This is a genomic window from Sphingomonas sp. LR59 (genome assembly GCF_036855945.1).
In the GTDB taxonomy this organism is placed as follows: Bacteria; Pseudomonadota; Alphaproteobacteria; order Sphingomonadales; family Sphingomonadaceae; genus Sphingomonas.
In genome coordinates this window covers 1,962,997-1,980,400 of record NZ_JASPFL010000001.1, presented here as the reverse complement: position 1 = coordinate 1,980,400, position 17,404 = coordinate 1,962,997, and the positions used below count along the sequence as shown (strand labels likewise).

Genomic DNA, 17,404 nt, shown 5'->3' with positions numbered 1-17,404 from the left:
GCTTTCGCTGGGGTGACGGATTTGGTGGAGGGGCGGACTTCGGAATAACGGGCTGGGTGGAGTGCCCCGACCACAAAAATACGAAAGGCAGACATGAAAGCCGCAGTCCTTTTCGAAGCCAACACCCCGCTCAGCATCGAGGACGTGACCGTCTCGAAGCCGACGGCGCATGAGGTACTGATCCGCACCGTCGCGGTCGGCGTGTGCCGGTCCGACCTACATTTTGTCGACGGCGCCTATCCGCACGCGATGCCGACGATTCCGGGGCATGAGGCTTGCGGTGTGGTCGAGGCGATCGGCGACGAAGTGCGCGGCGTGAAGGTCGGCGACCATGTCGTCACCTGTCTCTCGGCCTTCTGCGGCCAATGCGAGTTCTGCGTCACCGGCCGGATGTCGCTGTGCATCGACGCCAGCGTGCGCCGTCCCAAGGGCGCGGCCCCCGCCTCATGCTCGGCGACCGGCCGATCGCGCAGATGCTGAACCTCAGCGCCTATGCGGAGATGATGCTGGTCCACGAACACGCCTGCGTGGCGATCGACCGCGACATGCCGATGGACCGCGCGGCGCTGCTCGGCTGCGCGATCACGACGGGGGCGGGGGCGGTGTTCAACACCACCGACGTGACGCCGGGCGAGACGGTGTGCGTGGTCGGCTGCGGTGGGATCGGGCTGGCAGCGGTGAACGCCGCGAAAATCGCGGGCGCTGGCAAGATCATCGCGCTCGATCCCGTTCCCGAGAAGCGCGCGATGGCGGAGAAGCTCGGCGCAACGCACAGCATCGACGCGCTGTCCGACACCGCCGCGGACGAGGTCGTCGCGATCACCAAGGGCGGCGTGCACCATGCGATCGAGGCGGTCGGCCGTGCGCAATCGGCGGCCACCGCGGTGAAGGTCCTGCGTCGCGGGGGCACCGCGACGATCCTCGGGATGATGCCGCTCGGCGAGAAGGTCGGACTGTCGGCGATGGACCTGCTCTCGGGCAAGCGCCTGCAGGGCGGGTTCATGGGCTCGAACCGCTTCCCGGTCGACATCCCGCGGCTGGTCGACTTCTACATGCGCGGTTTGCTCGATCTCGACACGATCATCGCCGACCGGATGCCGCTGGAGCGTATCAACGACGCGTTCGACGAGCTTCGTCGCGGTGACACCACCCGCAGCGTGATCACCTTCTCGTGACGAGCGACGCATCTACCAGCATGGTCGGCACGATAGAGGTCGGCGAGCGCGACAAGCTCGATCTCGACGCGCTCGGGACGTGGATGACCGCCAACGTACCAGGCTATGCCGGCCCGCTAACCTACGCGAAGTTCGCCGGCGGCCAGTCGAACCCGACCTACCGCCTCGACACGCCAGACCGTGCCTATGTCCTGCGACGGAAACCCTTCGGCCCGATCCTCCCGAGCGCACACGCCGTCGATCGCGAATACCGCGTCATCGCCGGGCTGCACCCGACCGGCTTTCCCGTCCCCCGACCTTATGGGCTTTGCGAAGACGCGGCCGTGATCGGCTCGGCATTCTACGTCATGGAGATGGTCGAGGGCCGGACGATCTGGGACGGCGCGATGCCCGGCGCGAAACCCGCCGAGCGGACTGCGCATTACGAGGCGATGGTCGACACGCTCGCCGCGCTCCACAACACCGATTACGCGGCGGCGGGGCTCGGCGAGTACGGCAAGCCCGGCAATTATTTCGAGCGCCAGGTCGGCCGCTGGACCAAGCAATATCGCGCGGCCGAGACCGAGCACATGGACTCGGTCGAACGCCTGATCGAATGGCTGCCGCGTACGCTGCCCGAGCAGACGCGGACCTCGATCGTCCACGGCGACTACCGCATCGACAACATGATCTTCGCGCCGGCTGAGGCCAAGGTGATCGCGGTGCTTGACTGGGAATTATCGACGCTCGGCGATCCGCTCGCAGATTTCTCGTATCTGCTGATGAGCTGGGTGACCGAACCCGAAGGGCGGTCCGGCGTGCTCGGCATGACCGGGCCAGAGACGGGCATTCCGACGATCGAGCAGGTCGTCGAGCGTTATTGCGCTGCCACCGGCCGCGACGGGGTGCCCGATCTCAACTGGTATTTCGCCTACAACCTCTTCCGCCTGACCGGCATCGTCCAGGGTATCAAGAAACGTATCGTCGATGGGACGGCTTCGAGCGCGCAGGCGGAGAAGACGGTGGCGAAGATCCACGGGCTGGCCGATGCGGCCTGGGGGTTCGCTGTGAAGGCGGGAGCGTAATTCATGCCCCGAATTCTCCCGTCATCCCAGCGAAAGCTGGGATCTCCCGGTTTGGATCGGAGCACCAGCCAACTGAGATACCCCAGCTTTCGCTGGGGTGACGGACTTGGTTCGAGATAAGTCGCCACGGGAGCAGAAGAAGATGTCGCAGTTCGACCTGATCGGGATGGTCGCCATCGTCACCGGCTCCTCGCGCGGCATCGGCTTGGCCTCCGCACGCGAACTCGCCGAGCACGGCGCCAAGATCGTGATCTCCAGCCGCAAGCAGGACGCCTGCGATGCCGTCGCCGCGGAGCTCAATGCCAAGCACGGCGACGGCACCGCAATCGCCATCGCCGCCAACATCTCCGACAAGGCCGGGCTCCAGCATCTCGTGGACCAGACCCGCGCCAACTTCGGCCGGATCGACATCCTCGTCTGCAACGCCGCATCGAACCCCTATTACGGACCGCAAGCCGGCATCGCCGACGACCAGTTTCGGAAAATCCTCGACAACAACATCGTCTCCAACCACTGGCTGATCCAGATGGTCGCGCCCGAGATGCTGGAGCGCCGCAGCGGCAGCATAATCATCATATCCTCGATCGGCGGCCTGCGCGGTTCGCCGGTGATCGGCGCCTATTGCATCAGCAAGGCCGCCGACATGCAGCTCGCGCGCAACCTCGCCGTCGAGTTCGGCCCGTCCAACGTCCGCGTGAACTGCATCGCCCCCGGTCTGATCAAGACCGACTTCGCGAGAGCCTTGTGGGAAGACCCGCAGCGGATCGAGGCGGCGAACACCAGCGTGCCTTTACGTCGCATCGGTGAGCCCGAGGAGATCGCCGGCGCGGTCGTCTTCCTCGCCTCGCAGGCCAGCGCATTCATGACCGGCCAGACGATGGTCATCGACGGCGGCGTCACGATCTAACCGGAGGAACCTTCATGCGTTTCGAGAACAAGTCGATTATCGTCACCGGCGCAGGTTCCGGCATCGGCCGCGCCGCCGCGCTCCTGTTCGCGAGCGAAGGGGGCAGCGTCATTGTCGCCGACAAGACCGAAGGCGCGGACGAAACCGCCCACCTGATCGCGCAAGCCGGCGGTACGGCCGAGGCGATCCGCATCGACGCTGGCCTCGAAGACGACGTGATCCGCACGATCGCGCTCGCCTGCGACAGCTTCGGCGGGCTCGACGTCATGTTCGCTAACGCCGGCATTTCGGGCGGCATGGCAAACCTGTTCGACACAGACGTCGCGCTCATCACCGAAGTGCTGCGCGTCAACCTGATCGGCCCGTTCCTCGCGATCAAGCACGCCGCCCCGCGCATCGCCGAGCGAGGGAAGGGCGCGATCGTCCTCACCGCGAGCGTCGCCGGCATCCGCTCGGGCGCCGGCTCGCCCGCATACTCTGCGTCAAAGGCCGGCGTCATCAATCTCGCCGCCGTCTCCGCGCAGCAACTCACCGGCTCGAACGTCCGCGTCAACGCGATCTGCCCCGGCCTGACCGAGACCGGCATGACCAAGCCCGTCTTCGATTACGCGCGCGAGGCGAACAAGATGGGCCGCGTCGGCCGCCTCAACCCGCTCCACCGCGGCGCGCAGCCCGAGGAATTGGCAAAGGTTGCACTGTTCCTCGCCTCCGACGACGCGAGCTACGTCAACGGCCAGGCGATCGCGGTCGACGGCGGTCTCTCGTCCAGCCACCCGGTAACGCGCCAGGAGTATGGCAAGACCGCCGCGTGACCCGAAGCGCGGGCAAGCCGCCGCCGCTGTCGACGCCCGACGGTCGCTACATCGTCGTCCGCGGTCGGTTGTGGCGCAAGGCGAACCCCGATCTGTCCGATGCGGATCGGGATCGTCTGGTGCACGATCTGATGGATGCGCGACGTGCTGTGGCGCAAGCCCGACGGCGCAGCGATGTGGAAGGCGAGCATGCCGCACATGCCGCGGTCGACACGGCTAAGCGAGGCCTCGGGGAAAGAGGCCCGGTATGGTGGACGGATGGCGCGCCCGATTTGAACCGGCATATGGCAAGGACGACGTCCTATGCGGAATGGTTTTCTATAGCAGACACATCGTGACGTTGTGCGGTTAGCACCCGGCAACTCTCTAAAGTTACGCGGTATTTACTATTAGGCGTCGTGAGATGTTCTGCCGAACCGCCCCCGTAATCGCCTTAACCCACGGCAATGCAAGGAACGGGTGGCGCCGGAAAGCGTCCTTGCTCCTATGGAAATCCAGCAGTCATCATTATTTCCCTGGCGCCACAAGGATCAGGACACGCACGTCGCGCTGCTCCGCGATCACATAGCGGAAGCGACCTTCCCGTGTGTCGGCGCAAAAGCCGCGGTCGCAAAGGGCACGCTGGAAGTGCTGTCTTGCAATAGGATCGACTCCGCATGGGACGACGTTCGTATCCATGACGGCCTGTTGACCTTTGCAGCCGCATACCGCGCAGATCCGGCCCTGTTCCGGAGCTTTGCCGTCGTGTTCGACGAGCCGGTGACGTTCGACGAGCCGACCTTCGAGCGGCATCTCTGGAACCGTATCCAGTCGCTATCCGACAAGGATGTCTGGCGCGGACAGGAATATGACGAGCGCGTGAGTGCCGATCCGGACAGCCCGCATTTCTCGCTTAGCTTCGGCGGCGAGGCGTTCTTCGTGGTCGGCCTGCATCCTAATGCCAGCCGCCCCGCGCGACAGTTTGCGCGTCCGACGATGGTGTTCAATCTGCACGACCAGTTCACGATCCTGCGTGCGCAAGGCCGTTACGAAACGATGCGCGAAAAGATCATGGTGCGTGACGAGGCTATCGCCGGGTCGCGCAATCCCATGCTGACGCGTCACGGCGAAATGAGCGAGGCTCGGCAATATAGCGGACGCTCGGTCGACGATGTCTGGCGCTGCCCGTTTTCCTATCAGGGGGCATCGTCATGACGGACGTAACCTACGCGCTGGCCGTGATCGAGATTCCGGAGCGCAGCGGCACCGCCTTTCGTCTCGCGCGGGGCGAGACGCTGACCGTGATCGACCCTCGTGGCGAGCAGGTTGCCGATCTGCTCGCATTCAACGCCGACGATCTCGACGAGGTCATCTCCTCGGGGCGGACGCTTGACTATGCTGAGACGATCTACCTGACGACGGGTCACATTCTCTATTCGAACCGGTCGCAGCCGATGCTGGAGATCGTCGCGGATGACGTCGGCCGGCACGACTTTCTGCTGACGCCGTGCTCGTACGACACGTTTCATCATTTCTACCCGACGCTGACTCCGCATCGGGGGTGTTTTGGCAATCTCGCGGCGGCGCTTGAGCCTTATGGCGTGATCCCCGATCGGATTCCGACGGCGTTCAACTGTTTCATGAACGTGCCGATCGACGCAGATACGGGCAAGCTCAGTGTCCTGCCCCCGATCAGCAAGGCGGGCGACCAGATCGTCTTCCGCGCGGCGATGGATCTCGTCATCGGCCTGACGGCGTGTTCAGCACCGGATTCGAACGGCGGCACCTTCAAACCGATCCATTATGCGATCGGAGCCAATCCTCGACTGCGATAGGATGGCGCAAACTCAGGGTGCGCATGGCGCGCGCTACGCTTGCGTAACGACTTTGTGGGGACCATTTGGGGCGTGCGGGCGTTTGACGTCCGACCCTATTCACGAAGGAGAATCCTGATGGCTTTCGAAATCCCACCGTTGCCTTATGCCTATGACGCGCTTGAGCCGGTGATCGACCAGGAGACGATGAAGTTTCATCACGACAAGCATCATGCTGCCTACACGGCGAAGCTGAACGAAGGCGTCGAGAAGGACTCCGCGCTGCAGGGCAAATCGATCGAGGACATCCTCGGCATGATCTCGTCGCAGCCGCCGCTGGTCCGCAACAATGGCGGTGGCTTCTGGAACCACGACTTCTTCTGGAAGACGATGGCGGCAAAGAACGGCCAGGCCCCGTCGGGCAAGCTCGCCGAGGCGATCGATCGCGACTTCGGCAGCCTCGACAAGCTGAAGGAGGAGTTCAACACCAAGGGTGCGGGGCAGTTCGGTTCGGGCTGGGCATGGTTGATCGCGGACGCGAGCGGCAAGCTGAAGGTGACGAGCACGCCGAACCAGGACAACCCGCTGATGGACGACGCCAAAGAGCCCGGCACGCCGCTGCTCGGCAACGACGTCTGGGAGCATGCCTATTACCTGACGTACAAGAACGATCGCCCGGGCTATCTGAAGGCCTGGTGGGACATCGTGAACTGGGACGTCGTTGGCGAGCGCTACGCGAACGTCGCGGGCTGAGCCCAATTCGAACAACCCCGACCTCAATAGCCACCGTCACCCCAGCGAAAGCTGGGGTATCCCGGTTGGCGGGCGTCTCGGCTAGAACCGGGAGATCCCTGCGTTCGCTGGGATGACGTGTCCGAGTCGGGATGACGGATAGTGAGATTACCCTTCGGGCGGCAGGTCGGTGACGGCCTTGTCGCCCGTTTGCAATCCATGCTTCAGCAGCATCGGAATATTGGCGAACGCGAACAGCAACGTCAGCGGGATCGCGCCCCACAGCTTGAAGCCGACCCAGAAATTCCACCCGGCGTCCTTGCCCCACGCGGCTAGCGTGTAGCGCCAGACGAATTCGTTCAGCAGCGCCATGAAAATGAAGAACACGATCCAGTTGCGCGTCAGCTTGTGCCAGCCCTGGGCGGTGAGGCCGGGATACGCGCTTTCAAGCAACGATTGGAGCAGCGGGCGCCCGGTGAGCAGCCCGAACAGCAGGATCGCGGCGAACATCGCGTAGATGATCGTCGGCTTCATCTGGATGAAGCGCTGGTCGTGGAAATAGATCGTCAGTCCGCCGAACACGACGATCAACGCACCCGACAGCCACAGCATCGGCGAGATATGCCCCGCCTTCACCTTCGACACGATCATTGCGGCGATGGTGGCGATGATGAACGCGGTGGTGGCCGCGATCACGCGCGCGATCGGCAGGCCGGGGGTGAGGAAGTTCACCGCGAAGAAGATCGCGAGCGGGCCGTAGTCGACGCCCATGCGGAGACCGGGGGATAGGGGGCTTGGTTGGGGTCACGAGATCAATCCAGAATACCGTTCGTCCTGAGCGTAGTCGAAGGACATGCCACAAACGGGCCGGTCCTTCGACTACGCTCAGGACGAACGGAAAAGAGAGGGCGCAGAGCGGATGGAAAAGCGTTACTTCCGAACGCTCTCCACCCCCGCGATGATCCGGCTCACTTCGTTGGCATCGAATGGGCGCAGATCCGTCATCCCCTCGCCGATCCCGATCGCATGGATCGGCAAGCCGTATTTCTCCGCCGCCGCCACCAGCACGCCGCCGCGCGCGGTACCGTCGAGCTTGGTCATTACCAGGCCCGTCACCCCTGCAACCTCCTTGAAGACCTCGATCTGCTGGAGTGCGTTCTGGCCGGTGGTCGCGTCGAGGACGAGGACGATGTCGTGCGGGCTCTCAGGGTTGATCCGGCCCAGCACGCGGCGGATCTTCGCCAGCTCGTCCATCAGCTCGCGCTTGTTCTGGAGGCGACCGGCGGTGTCGACGATCAGCACGTCGATGCCGGTCTCGGTCGCCTTCTTGACCGCGTCCCACACGACGCCCGCCGCATCGCCGCCCTCGGGACCGGTCACGATTGGCACGCCGACGCGCTCGGCCCAAGTCCGGAGCTGACCGATCGCGGCGGCGCGGAAGGTGTCGCCGGCGGCCAGCATTACGCCGTAATCCTGCTCCATCAGCAGATGCGCGAGCTTGGCGATCGTCGTCGTCTTGCCCGAGCCGTTGACGCCGATGACGAGGATCACCTGCGGGCGCGGGAAGGCGTCGATCTCGATCGGCTTGGCGACCGTAGCGAGCACCTTTTCGACCTCTTCCGCGACGATAACGCGGATGCCGAGTTCCTCCATGTTGCGCTCGAAGCTGCCTTCGGCGAGGCGGTGGCGGATGCGGCCGGCGGTCTCGGGGCCAAGGTCCGACGCGATCAGCGCCTCCTCGATATCGTCGAGCGTCGCGTTGTCGAGCCGCGCGCCGCCGAGGCCGGCGAGGTTGCCGACGAGCCGGTCGGAGGTGCGCTTGAAGCCGCCGATCAGCTTGTCGTGCCAGGTTGGGGTGGTGCTCATGATGGTTCTCGTGTTGCGCTGAGGCGGTCGGACGTGGCGCCGGTGATCGTGATGCGGACGATGTCGCCGGGTATGGCGGGTTCGTCCAGTGCGACTTCGGCGAAATTGCCGATATGGCCGCGGTCGCCCGGGCGTTCGACGAGTACGTCCTGCGATGTGCCGACCAAGGTTTGCAGCCATCGCGCGCGAGCTGTCTCGCCGGCCTCGCGCAGGAGGGCGGCGCGCTGGCGGCGGACTTCGGGCTCGACCTGCGGCATCCGCGCGGCAGGGGTGCCTGCGCGCGGCGAATAGGGAAAGATATGTGGGTGGACGATGCGGCAGTCGTCGATCAGCGCGAGCGTGTTGGCGAACATCGCCGCGTCCTCGGTCGGGAAGCCGGCGATCAGGTCCGCGCCGATAGCGATGTCGGGGCGCGCGGTCTTGAGGCGCTCGACGAGTTCCACGCTTTCGGCGCGCGAATGGCGGCGCTTCATGCGCTTGAGGATCATGTCGTCGCCCGCCTGGAGCGAGAGATGGACGTGCGGCATGATCCGACGCTCGGTGGTGAGCAGGTCGAAGAGACGGTCGTCGATCTCGATGCCGTCGAGCGAGGAGAGGCGCAGGCGTTCGAGCTTTGGCACGTGAAGCAGGACGCGTTCGACAAGGTGGCCCAGCGTCGGTGCACCGGGGAGGTCGGGGCCGTAGCTGGTCAGGTCGACCCCGGTGAGGACGATCTCGCGGTGGCCTGCGTCGACGAGGCCCGCAATCCGGTCGACGACCGCACCCGCGGGGACCGAGCGGCTCGGACCGCGGCCGAACGGGATCGCGCAGAAGGTACAGCGGTGGTCGCAGCCGTTCTGGACCTCGACGAAGGCGCGGGCATGCGCGGAGAAGCTGGCGGCGAGATGCGGCGCGGTCTCGCGGACCTGCATAATGTCGGATACGACGACCGGGGCTTCCGTCTGCCAAGCGTGCGCTGTGAGCTTGTCCGCGTTGCCGATGACGCGGTCGACTTCGGGCATCGCCGCGAAGCTGGTTGGGTCGATCTGCGCGGCGCATCCGGTAACGACGATCTGAGCCTCGGGCCGGTCGCGCTTGGCGCGGCGGATCGCGACGCGCGTCGCCTTCACCGCGGCGTTGGTGACCGCGCAACTGTTGACCACGACCATGTCCCGCCCGGCGACGAGCGCGCGGATGGTCTCGCTTTCGGCGATGTTGAGGCGGCAGCCGAGGCTGATGACCTCTGGCTGCAGGGCAGATGGCATGGAGCGCGATTTAGGAGGGGTGGGGGGCGAAGTCCACGCTTTGCATCGCGGAGCTAGCGCGTTCTCCTGCGAACGCATGAGCCTAGGACAGCAACCGGAGCACTGCTTGATCCTGGGCTCCTGCGTTCGCATGAGAACTAGAATTTGGGAACAGCCTTATACGCCGCACACCACCCCGGCGGAGGCCGGGGCCCAGTTGGAAAGGCTGCAGTAACGACGGACCGTCCCTCATCACCATCGTCTCCCAACTGGGCCCCGGCCTCCGCCGGGGTGGGGCTGTGTGAGTGGCTGGCAAAACCTCAGCCCGCCAGCCGCGGCGCAATCCCCGCGGCGGCGGCGCATCACGGTCCGGCCGCTGGGCCAAAAGCCGCTTCTCCGCCAGCAACCGCCGGACCTGTGCCGCGCCCAGCGGTCGCCCGTACAAATACCCCTGGCCCTTCGCGCAGCCGATGGCGCGCAGGCGTTCCTCGATCACGGCGTCCTCGATCCCCTCCGCGGTCGTCGGCAGGTTGAGGCTGTCCCCCAGCCGCGCGATCGTGTTGACGATCGCCATGCTCTCCGGATTATCGAGGATCGAGGTGACGAAACTCTTGTCGATCTTGATCCGGTCGAACGGCAGCGCCCGCAGATGCGCAAGGCTCGAATAGCCTGTCCCGAAATCGTCGAGTGCAAGGCGGATGCCCTGGTTCTTCAGGCTCCCCACGATCGACTGTGCAAGCGGGAGATTGTCGAACAATGCGCTCTCGGTAATCTCGATCTCGAGCCGGCTCGCGGGGAACCCCGTCTCGACCAACGTCTTGATGATCTTCTGCGCGAGCCACGCATCGCGCAACTGCAGCGGCGAGACGTTGACCGACAGCGTGAGCCCCGCGTCCCAGTCGCGCGCGGCGGCGAACGCCTGGCGCATGATCGACAGCGACAGCTCGCCGATCAGCCCGATTTCCTCGGCGATCGGGATGAACACGTCGGGTGCGATAATGCCCTTGGTCGGATGTTCCCAGCGCGCAAGGACCTCGAAGCCGGTGATGCGGCCGGTGGTCAGGTCGACCTGCTGCTCGAAATACGGGACGATCTCCTGTGCCGGGATCGCGTTGCGCAGGCCCGTCTCGAGTTCGCCGCGCAGTTGCAGCGAGCGCTCCATCGATCGATCGAACCACGCATGGCGGCCGCGCCCAGCGGTCTTGGCGGCATGCAACGCGATATCGGCGTTGCGCAGTAGCGCGTCGATCGATGCGCAGTCGCTGTCGGAGCGCGCGATGCCGATCGATACGCCGGTATGGATGTCGACGCCGTTGCTGCGGAACGGCAGCGCGAGGCCGGCGACCATCCGCTCGGCGATCCGGTCGGCGACATTCTTGTGTGCGGAGTCGAACACGAACGCGCAGGCGAATTCGTCCTCGCCGAGCCGTGCGAGCAGGCTGGTGCTCGGCGCGATCGCCGCGATCGTCTCCGCGACATAGGCGAGCAGCAGGTCGCCGACCGCATAGCCGTGCAGGTCGTTGACGGACTTGAAATGGTCGACGTCGATCGTCAGCATGGCCATTGCCTTGCCGCGGCGGCGGGCGCTGGCAAACAGCGTCGCACCGTCTTCGGACAGGCTGCGGCGATTGAGGAGGCCGGTGAGCGGATCGCGTTGCGCCAGCGCTTGCGCGCGGTGGCCGGCGTCGGTGAGGTCGCTCAGCTCTTCCGCGAGTGCACGGTAGCGAAACCAGCCGAACAGGATCAGCGCGACGTTCAGTAGCATCGCCGCGATCAGTGTCCGGTCGATCACGGCGGTGCTGCCGCGCAGATTCGCCAACGCCTTGACCAGGACCGTGCCGCCGGTGCCAACGAACAGCAGGATCGCGGCGCCTGTCACGGCGCCGGTCATGAATTCCCGACTGATGTTGCGGGGCGCACGCGTCGCCGCCGACTTTGCGGTCATGGGAGTGTCCGGTCGTTGATTGGTCGCCGGTGTGGCATGCGACAGGTGTAGGAGATGTTAAGGCGGCGTCGGCTCGGGGCAGGGCGTGGCGTGAGTGCGACTGGTTGATCTACGTTGCGTTAGTTTGGTCTCCCGCCTTCGCGGGAGAACAAGGAAGCGAGCACTCGGTAATTCCAGCCCGCAACCCGATCTTGCATCTCCGGCTGCATTCCAGTAGGTGGCCCATCACGTTCCGTTACGGGGCGCATTGGACGAGCATCCAAGGATGCACGCTGGCCGGCGAGGTTTCGCCCGCCGGCGCTTTTGCGTTTGGTAACGGTGTATGGGAGTATTTCGATGTTCGAAAGCCTGAGCGATCGACTTGGCGGCGTCTTCGACCGCCTTCGCGGCCGGGGTGCGCTGACCGAAGCGGACGTGCGCGCGGCGATCTCGCGAGGTGCGTGTCGCGCTGCTCGAAGCCGACGTCGCGCTGCCTGTCGCGCGCGAGTTCGTCGAGAAGGCGACCGAGAAGGCGATCGGCCAAAACGTCCTGCGTTCGGTCACGCCGGGGCAGCAGGTCGTTAAGATCGTCAGCGATGCGCTGGTCGAGATGCTCGGTTCGGATGCCGTCGAGCTCGAGCTGGGCGTCACGCCGCCGGCCGTCATCATGATGGTCGGCCTCCAGGGCTCGGGCAAGACGACCACGACCGCCAAGATCGCCAAGCGGCTGGCGGCAGGGCAGGCGAATTTCGGACAGGCCGGTCGCGAGCGCAAGAAGGTGCTGATGGCGTCGCTCGACGTCAATCGCCCGAACGCGCAGGAGCAGCTGGCGACGCTCGGTACGCAGATCGACGTCGCGACGCTGCCGATCGTGCAGGGCCAGCAGCCGGTCGATATCGCCCGTCGCGCGATGCAGGCGGCCAAGCTTCAGGGCTATGACGTCCTGATGCTCGACACCGCGGGTCGACTCCATGTCGACCAGGCGTTGATGGACGAGATGAAGGCGGTTGCCGACGTCGCGAACCCGGCCGAGATCCTGCTGGTCGTCGACTCGCTGACCGGTCAGGACGCGGTCAACGTTGCACAGAACTTCAGCGACCAGGTGCCGCTGACGGGTATCGTGCTGACCCGCATGGACGGCGATGCCCGCGGCGGCGCGGCGCTGTCGATGCGTGCGGTCACCGGCAAGCCGATCAAGTTCGCAGGCACCGGCGAGAAGCTCGACGCGCTCGAGGCGTTCCATCCGGAGCGTGTCGCCGGCCGCATCCTCGGCATGGGCGACGTCGTCAGCCTGGTCGAACGCGCCGCGGAGTCGATCCAGGCCGAAGACGCCGAGCGCATGGCCGCCAAGATGGCCAAGGGTCAGTTCGACATGAACGACCTGCGCGCCCAGCTGGCGCAGATGCAGCGGATGGGCGGGCTCGGCGCGCTGGCGGGGATGATCCCCGGCATGAAGAAGGCGCAGGGCGCGGTCGCGTCGGTCGGTGGCGAAAAGGTGCTGGTGCACATGGACGCGATGATCGGATCGATGACGATCAAGGAGCGCAACAAGCCCGAGCTGATCAACGCCAAGCGCAAGATCCGCATCGCCAAGGGCTCCGGGACGACCGTTCAGGAGGTCAACAAGCTGCTCAAGATGCACCTCGAAATGTCGACCGCCATGAAGAAGATCAAGAAGATGGGCGGCATGAAGGGCATGATGGCGATGCTCGGCAAGGGCGGCCTTGGCGGCGGTCTCGGCGGTATCGGCAATGCGATCGGCGGGCCGCAGATGGGCGACATGCTCAACAAGGCTGGTGCCGGTGGCCTGCCGGGTGGCGGCGGTGGTCTGCCGGGGCTTGGTGGCCCCAAGATGCCGCAGATGCCGGCCGGTTTCGACGATTTTCTGAAGAAGAAATAACCAACCCAACCTCTGACCGTCATCCCAGCGAAAGCTGGGATCTCCCGGTGAGAGTGCGGACCCTGACAACCACAAGACCCCAGCGTTCGCTGGGGCGACGTTTAGATCCAGAAGGAAAATATCATGGCAATCAACATTCGCCTCGCGCGCGGTGGCTCCAAGAAGCGTCCTTACTACAAGATCGTCGTTGCCGATGCGCGTTCGCCGCGTGATGGCCGCTTCATCGAGAAGATCGGCAACTACAACCCGCTCCTCGCCAAGGACAACGAGCAGCGCGTGCAGCTCGATGCCGACCGTGCGAAGCATTGGCTGAGCGTCGGCGCGCAGCCGACCGACCGCGTCGCGCGCTTCCTCGACCAGGCTGGCGTGCTCGAGCGTTCGGCCCGCAACAACCCGAACAAGGGCAAGCCCGGCGAGAAGGCCACCGAGCGCGCCGAAGAGCGTGCGACCAAGGCGGCTGAAGCTGCCGAGGCTGAGGCTGCTGCGAAGGCTGCACCTGCTGCCGAAGCAGAGGCTCCTGCCGCTGCCGAGACCGAAGAAGCCGCTTCGTAAGACGGCGGATGGATCGGTTCTGATTGGGCCGATCCGTCTTTCTTCCCGTCATCCCAGCGAAAGCTGGGATCCAGAGCCACGGACGAAAGCGTTCCGTTGCTCTGGATCCTGGGTCGAGCCCAGGATGACGGTGAGGGAGCGGGGCCTGAGTGTCCCCTCCACCTACGCGTGCGTAACCGCACCCGAACCGGACTTCATGCGTTCTCTCGATCGGTAACCCCGAACAGGAGCGCATGATGGCCCCCGAAACCGACCCCCGCACAGCCCCCGCACCCGAGGACATCGAAGATGCCACCAACCAAGGCGTCTCCGCCGACGACCCCGCCGAAGGCTCCGACGACACTCCCGGTCGCGGCGAAGGCTCCGCGCAAGGCTGACGTGACGCTCGCCGTCGTCATCGGTGCGCACGGCATCGGTGGCGAAGTGCGGCTGAAGGTCTTCGCCGAGAATTTTGGCAGCTATAAGAGCTTCAACGACGGTGCGCTGTCGCTAAAGTCCGCGCGCAACGGCAACAACGGCATGATCGCGCGCTTTGCCGAGGTCGCCGATCGCAACGCTGCCGAGGCGATGCGCGGGACCGAACTGACGGTGCCGCGGTCCTCGTTGCCGCCGCTGGAAGACGGTGAGTATTATCACACGGATGTGATCGGGCTCGATGTCGTCTCGACCGATGGCGAGGCGATCGGACGGGTCGTTGCAATCGATAATTTTGGTGCGGGTGACGTGATCGAGATCGAGCGGCCGTCCGTGGACGACAAGCCCGGCAAGCGCTTCATGATACCGATGCGGCCCGAGGCCGTTCCTGAATGGGATGCCGACCGGCTTATCGTCGAGGCTTCGTTCGCGGCTGAGTAAGCCTTGTTCTCCCAAGTTGAGTAGCGATTACCGTCGAAGTGGTCGCTGTTCGGCGAGCATGTTGCGGATCGTTGTTGCGGCGACGCCGGCTTCTCCCATTGCGTGACTGATCTGGTCGAGACCCTTCACCACGTCGCCGGCCGCGAACAGGCCGGGAATCGAGGTGCGCTGGTGCGAGTCTACCTCCAGGCAACCGTCCTCGGATGCGCGCGCGCCTGCCGCGACGGCCAGTTCCGAACGGATGACCGATCCAAGCGCTGGATAGATGCTGTCGAACCACAACCGTCCCTTGACCGTGTCCAGCGCCAGCTTGTCGCCCTCAATCGCGTAGTTGCCGCATGGGCCTCCGACGCGGACGATCCCGGCATCATCTAGCGCCGCTTCGCATGCCGGATCGAGGTCGTGGCCACCCTCTGGGGCGATCAGCGTCACGTCTTTCGTGTATCCGCGCAGGAACAGCGCCTCGCGCATGCCGTGGTCGCCGGTGCCGATGATGCCTACGCGCTTGTCTGTGACTTCGTAGCCGTCGCAGATCGGGCAGTAGCGGAGGAGGCCGGCTTCGAGCGCTTCGTCGTGGATGGCGTCGGGCATGTTGGGGCGGTTGTTCACGACCCCGGTGGCGAGCAGTACGCTCCGGGCTCGCGCGCGGCGATCGCCGAGCCGTACGGTGAAGCCGTCGTCCTCGACCTCGATCGCATCGACCCGCACACCCTCGCGGACTGCGCCATAGGTTTCCGCCTGCGCTAGCATCCGGGCTAGCAGGTCCGTGCCGCGGATGCCTTCGGGATAACCGGCATGGTTGTGCGTGCACGGGATCAGCGCGGCGCGGCTGCAGCCGCAATCGAACAGGCGGATCGAGAGGTGGAACCGCGCGAGATAGATCGCCGCGGTCAGACCCGCCGGGCCGGCGCCGATGATGATGCAATCGTCCATTCGCCGCGAGCGTTTCGCCAGCGTAATTGTTCCACTGCGCCGATCCGTATAGGTGCTGGGCGCATTCGGCGCCGCACGCTGGCGCAAACGCTTAGAGAATTGGACGCTGTGACTTTCGCTGCCACGATATTGACGCTGTATCCGGAGATGTTTCCCGGGCCGCTGGGGACCTCGCTTGCGGGGCGGGCGCTGGGGGAGGGGCGGTGGTCCTGCTCGCCGGTGCAGATCCGGGACTTTGCGACCGACAAGCACAAGTCGGTGGATGATACGCCGGCGGGGGGCGGGGCCGGGATGGTGCTCCGGGCCGACGTGGTGGCCTCGGCGATCGACAGCGTGGCCGATGGGCGGCCGGTGCTGGCGATGACGCCTCGGGGGAAGCCGCTGACCCAGGAGCGGGTGCGGGAGCTCGCGCAGGGCCCCGGCGTCACCATTCTCTGCGGCCGGTTCGAGGGGTTCGACGAACGCCTGTTCGAGGCGCGGGAGATCGAGGAGGTCTCGATCGGCGACTACATCCTGTCGGGGGGCGAGATGGGGGCGCTGGTGCTGCTCGATGCTTGCATTCGGCTGCTGCCCGGCGTAATGGGCGCGGCTTCTAGTGGGGATGACGAGAGCTTCGAAACGGGGTTGCTCGAATATCCGCATTATACCCGACCTCAATCATGGGAAGGGCGCACGATCCCGCAGGTGCTGCGATCGGGGGATCATGCGAAGATCGCTGCATGGCGCAAACGCCGCGCGGAGATCGATACACGGTCACGGCGACCGGACCTTTGGGAGCGCCATGAGGGCGTTCGGGTCCAGTCGCCCTCTGGCGCGCAGCGACACGAGGACGAGACATGAACCTGTTGCAGACGATCGAAGCCGAGAACATCGCGAAGTTCCTAGCCAACAAGACGATTCCCGATTTCCGCCCCGGCGACACGTTGAAGGTCGGCGTGAAGGTCGTCGAAGGCGAGCGCACGCGTATTCAGAACTACGAGGGCGTGTGCATCGCGCGCTCGAACAAGGGCATGGGCTCGAACTTCACCGTGCGTAAGATGAGCTTCGGCGAGGGCGTCGAGCGCGTCTTCCCGCTCTACTCGCCGAACGTCGATCTCGATCGAAGTCGTCCGCAAGGGCGCCGTGCGTCGCGCCAAGCTGTATTACCTGCGTGGCCGCACCGGCAAGGCAGCGCGTATCGCCGAGCGTCGCGACATGCGCCCTGCCAAGGGTACCGCAGCCGCCGAGTAATCGGAGCCTGCTGGAGTTGGAGAAGGGCGCGGGGGCGATGGTCCCCGCGCCCTTTTTCGTTGTGCGCGGGGTGGGGACTGGCTGGCGGGGTAAGGTGTTGGAAGTGCTGTCGATTGTTGGCGTTTCGCGTTTATGCTGCAGCACGGCAGTATAGGAAGTGTAGACGCTGGGAAGCTTTCTTGACGTGGGGGTGGCGTCGGGGTGTGGGGGCGGTGTCGCGGTTAAGGGGGTGGGCGCGCGCATCTGGTGTCGGTGCGCTTCTCCGGGCGTGTAGGACAGCCGATTAGCTCGCCGGCCAGTGGTGGCGGTGGTGGTGCCTGTCCCTAGGGACATGGGGCGGTTATTTGGTCGGACAGGGACGCGCCTTCCTGAGCAGGCCGACTTGCGCTTCCTTGTTCTCCCGCGAAGGCGGGAGCCCAGTCTGGGTCCCCGCCTTCG

General features: G+C 65.2%; 16 protein-coding genes and 3 pseudogenes. 14 read left to right on the top strand and 5 right to left on the bottom strand.

Translation table 11 applies throughout. The annotated features are described in order from the left end of the window. Window positions 1-93 precede the first annotated feature (93 nt). The 8 genes and pseudogenes from QP164_RS09080 to QP164_RS09045 all read left to right on the top strand — a co-directional run bounded on the left by QP164_RS09080 (window position 94) and on the right by QP164_RS09045 (window position 6,504). Window positions 94-1,175, top strand: a pseudogene (locus QP164_RS09080) (Zn-dependent alcohol dehydrogenase). Between the two features lie 20 nt (window positions 1,176-1,195). After that, the gene (locus QP164_RS09075) at window positions 1,196-2,239 is read left to right on the top strand and encodes a phosphotransferase family protein (protein ID WP_333922932.1); all 1,044 of its coding nucleotides are present in this window, start codon (window positions 1,196-1,198) and stop codon (window positions 2,237-2,239) included. A gap of 142 nt (window positions 2,240-2,381) precedes the next feature. Beyond that, window positions 2,382-3,146: an SDR family oxidoreductase gene (locus QP164_RS09070; RefSeq protein ID WP_333922931.1), complete on the top strand. Its 765-nt coding sequence runs from the start codon at window positions 2,382-2,384 to the stop codon at window positions 3,144-3,146. 14 nt (window positions 3,147-3,160) lie between these two features. Next, a complete protein-coding gene (locus QP164_RS09065) occupies window positions 3,161-3,958 on the top strand; it encodes an SDR family NAD(P)-dependent oxidoreductase (protein WP_333922930.1) in 798 nt (265 codons plus the stop codon). Continuing rightward, window positions 3,955-4,296 (top strand): hypothetical protein, encoded by a 342-nt coding sequence (locus QP164_RS09060; RefSeq protein ID WP_333922929.1) that lies wholly within the window; start codon window positions 3,955-3,957, stop codon window positions 4,294-4,296. The genes QP164_RS09065 and QP164_RS09060 overlap by 4 nt, the downstream gene beginning before the upstream one ends. Window positions 4,297-4,444: 148 nt before the next feature. Next, window positions 4,445-5,152, top strand: coding sequence for a guanitoxin biosynthesis heme-dependent pre-guanitoxin N-hydroxylase GntA (gene gntA, locus QP164_RS09055; protein ID WP_332754367.1), 708 nt, complete (start codon window positions 4,445-4,447; stop codon window positions 5,150-5,152). Further along, the gene (locus QP164_RS09050) at window positions 5,149-5,772 is read left to right on the top strand and encodes an urea carboxylase-associated family protein (RefSeq protein ID WP_333922928.1); all 624 of its coding nucleotides are present in this window, start codon (window positions 5,149-5,151) and stop codon (window positions 5,770-5,772) included. Before gntA ends, QP164_RS09050 begins: the two co-directional genes overlap by 4 nt. 117 nt (window positions 5,773-5,889) lie before the next feature. Further along, on the top strand, window positions 5,890-6,504 hold the full coding sequence (locus QP164_RS09045; protein WP_333922927.1) for a superoxide dismutase: 615 nt from the start codon (window positions 5,890-5,892) through the stop codon (window positions 6,502-6,504). Between the two features lie 147 nt (window positions 6,505-6,651). On the opposite strand, the gene ispZ is transcribed toward QP164_RS09045, so the two are convergent. The 4 genes from ispZ to QP164_RS09025 all read right to left on the bottom strand — a co-directional run bounded on the left by ispZ (window position 6,652) and on the right by QP164_RS09025 (window position 11,517). After that, window positions 6,652-7,254: a septation protein IspZ gene (gene ispZ / locus QP164_RS09040; RefSeq protein ID WP_333922926.1), complete on the bottom strand. Its 603-nt coding sequence runs from the start codon at window positions 7,252-7,254 to the stop codon at window positions 6,652-6,654. A 159-nt stretch (window positions 7,255-7,413) separates the two neighbouring features. After that, window positions 7,414-8,349, bottom strand: coding sequence for a signal recognition particle-docking protein FtsY (ftsY, locus tag QP164_RS09035; protein WP_132740487.1), 936 nt, complete (start codon window positions 8,347-8,349; stop codon window positions 7,414-7,416). Then, window positions 8,346-9,593: a tRNA (N(6)-L-threonylcarbamoyladenosine(37)-C(2))-methylthiotransferase MtaB gene (gene mtaB, locus QP164_RS09030; RefSeq protein ID WP_333922925.1), complete on the bottom strand. Its 1,248-nt coding sequence runs from the start codon at window positions 9,591-9,593 to the stop codon at window positions 8,346-8,348. The genes ftsY and mtaB overlap by 4 nt, the downstream gene beginning before the upstream one ends. 82 nt (window positions 9,594-9,675) lie before the next feature. Next, window positions 9,676-11,517 carry a putative bifunctional diguanylate cyclase/phosphodiesterase gene (locus QP164_RS09025; RefSeq protein ID WP_333922924.1) on the bottom strand — a complete coding sequence of 614 codons (1,842 nt, stop codon included), beginning with the start codon at window positions 11,515-11,517 and terminating at the stop codon, window positions 9,676-9,678. Between the two features lie 336 nt (window positions 11,518-11,853). Between QP164_RS09025 and ffh the strand changes: the two are divergent. From ffh to rimM, 4 genes and pseudogenes are all read left to right on the top strand, one after another. Continuing rightward, a pseudogene (gene ffh, locus QP164_RS09020) lies at window positions 11,854-13,396 on the top strand (signal recognition particle protein). Between the two features lie 123 nt (window positions 13,397-13,519). Then, window positions 13,520-13,948 carry a 30S ribosomal protein S16 gene (rpsP, locus tag QP164_RS09015; RefSeq protein WP_056062272.1) on the top strand — a complete coding sequence of 143 codons (429 nt, stop codon included), beginning with the start codon at window positions 13,520-13,522 and terminating at the stop codon, window positions 13,946-13,948. A 236-nt stretch (window positions 13,949-14,184) separates the two neighbouring features. Further along, window positions 14,185-14,325, top strand: coding sequence for a hypothetical protein (locus QP164_RS09010; protein ID WP_333922923.1), 141 nt, complete (start codon window positions 14,185-14,187; stop codon window positions 14,323-14,325). Window position 14,326: 1 nt separating this feature from the next. Continuing rightward, window positions 14,327-14,803, top strand: a complete 477-nt coding sequence (gene rimM, locus QP164_RS09005) for a ribosome maturation factor RimM (RefSeq protein WP_333922922.1) — start codon at window positions 14,327-14,329, stop codon at window positions 14,801-14,803. 27 nt (window positions 14,804-14,830) lie between these two features. On the opposite strand, the gene QP164_RS09000 is transcribed toward rimM, so the two are convergent. Further along, the gene (locus QP164_RS09000; RefSeq protein WP_333922921.1) at window positions 14,831-15,736 is read right to left on the bottom strand and encodes an NAD(P)/FAD-dependent oxidoreductase; all 906 of its coding nucleotides are present in this window, start codon (window positions 15,734-15,736) and stop codon (window positions 14,831-14,833) included. A 108-nt stretch (window positions 15,737-15,844) separates the two neighbouring features. On the opposite strand from QP164_RS09000, the gene trmD reads away from it, so the two are divergent. Further along, window positions 15,845-16,576 carry a tRNA (guanosine(37)-N1)-methyltransferase TrmD gene (trmD, locus tag QP164_RS08995; RefSeq protein ID WP_056052865.1) on the top strand — a complete coding sequence of 244 codons (732 nt, stop codon included), beginning with the start codon at window positions 15,845-15,847 and terminating at the stop codon, window positions 16,574-16,576. Continuing rightward, window positions 16,573-16,966: pseudogene (rplS, locus tag QP164_RS08990) on the top strand (50S ribosomal protein L19). Before trmD ends, rplS begins: the two are co-directional and overlap by 4 nt. Window positions 16,967-17,404: the final 438 nt, after the last annotated feature.